General features: G+C 35.5%; 1 protein-coding gene. It reads right to left on the bottom strand.

Features of this window, described 5'->3' with window-relative positions; all coding sequences use genetic code 11:
- Positions 1-1,445, bottom strand: a 1,445-nt coding sequence (ligA, locus tag ABZA26_RS14270) for an NAD-dependent DNA ligase LigA (protein ID WP_372715159.1), incomplete at its 3' end; no start/stop codon positions are given.
- Positions 1,446-1,797: the final 352 nt, after the last annotated feature.

The raw sequence follows: 1,797 nt of genomic DNA, 5'->3' as shown, positions 1-1,797 counted from the left end.
TAAAGATGAAGGTCATATATATCAGCTACATCATTTATCTTTCCTATTTCTATAAACTTTTCCACGATCTTCTTGCCGAGACCGTTTATATTCATGGCATCTCTCGAAGCAAAATATTCTATCTGTCCTCTCACCTTAGCAGGACATTTTTCATTGGGGCACCTCAGGTCTACAAGCCCTTCCTCTTTACCTAGTTCCGAACCACATTCAGGACACACGGAAGGGGGAATTATCTCCTTTTCCTCACCGGTTCTGGCTTCTTTTACTACTTTTACCACCTGTGGGATTATCTCTGCTGCCTTTTCTATAAATACCCTGTCGCCTATTTTCACATCTTTTCTCAGTATTTCATCAAAATTATGCAGACTGGCACGTCTCACTTTACTTCCTGAAACCTCTACTTCTTCCAGTTCCGCTACAGGAGTCACCTTTCCGGTCCTTCCTACCTGCCAGGTAATATCCTTCAGAATTGTTGTCACCTGTTTTGCTGGAAATTTATAAGAAATTGCCCATCTGGGGCTTTTAGTGGTTGCACCCAGTTGTTCCCACAAATCTACATTGTTTACCTTTATAACAAGACCGTCAGTTTCATAGTCCAGAGTACACCTGTTATTTTCCCAGTATTTTATCCTGTTTTCTAGATCCCCTATACTGGTGCACACATCACAGACACCCGTTGTTTTAAGTCCTATTTTATTCAGAAATTCCATACTCTCAGAATGTCTGTTTAGACCCAGTTTATGACAGTCTGCCAGAAAGTAAAAATAACAGTCTAAATTTCTCTCTTTTACTATTTTCGGATCTAACTGTCTCAGAGTCCCGCTGGCTGCATTTCTTGGATTGGCAAAAATATCCTCTCCTCTGTCATATCTTAGTTGATTCAATTTTTTAAACTCACTTAAAGGAAGGACTATCTCCCCTCTCACCTCTATATCTATTTCCTCTTTCAGATATTTGGGGATGGACTTTATCTCCATGATGTTCTCTGTCACGTCCTCTCCCACAGCTCCGTCTCCTCTTGTTACTCCTTTTACCAGTTTACCATTTTTATAATGGACACTTATAGACAGACCGTCTAGCTTTAGTTCCAGGGCGTAGTCCAGAGATTTTTCCGTCTCCTCATCTTTAGCCTTCCCAAGTACTTTATTGACCCTCTGATGAAAATCTTCTACATCCTTTATATTATATGTATTAGAAAGGCTAAGCATTGGTTTTTTATGTTCTACCTTTTGAAATTTTGTATCCCCAAGACTGGATCCCACATTTTTTGTGGGAGAAAGCTCATCCATTATCTCCGGGTTTTCTCTTTCTATTTTTTCCAGCTCTTTCAGAAGCTTGTCATATTCTATATCTGACACCAGACTTTCGTTTTTTACATAATAATAATAATTATATTTATCTATCTTCTCTTTGATTTTAGTGGCCTTTTCAAAAATATTTTCCATCTGTCCTCCAATTACAAATAAATCTTCAGTTTATTCAAAATTTAACAATAAAACTTTAAAAGATTTTACCATAAATAATTTAAGTTACTAAACAATTTTAAAATTTAATTACCATACTTTAATCTATAACCATATAAAAGACTCGTGCAACAAATTAGAATAAACAATAAAAAGTTTAAGAAACAACTACAAAAAAAGAGCTCATAAAATGCAGCATTTATCCACATTTTATGAGCTCTTTTAAAAGTTATAATATATATAATAAATATTCTTTTATCTAATCTCTGTCACTACTTCTTCCTCTTTCATTCAAAAAGTTTTTCACAAAATCCTTATTTACAGATTGCTTTGT

Source organism: Ilyobacter sp., assembly GCF_041583315.1.
GTDB lineage: Bacteria > Fusobacteriota > Fusobacteriia > Fusobacteriales > Fusobacteriaceae > Ilyobacter.
This window is presented reverse-complemented; position numbering and strand designations above follow the sequence as displayed.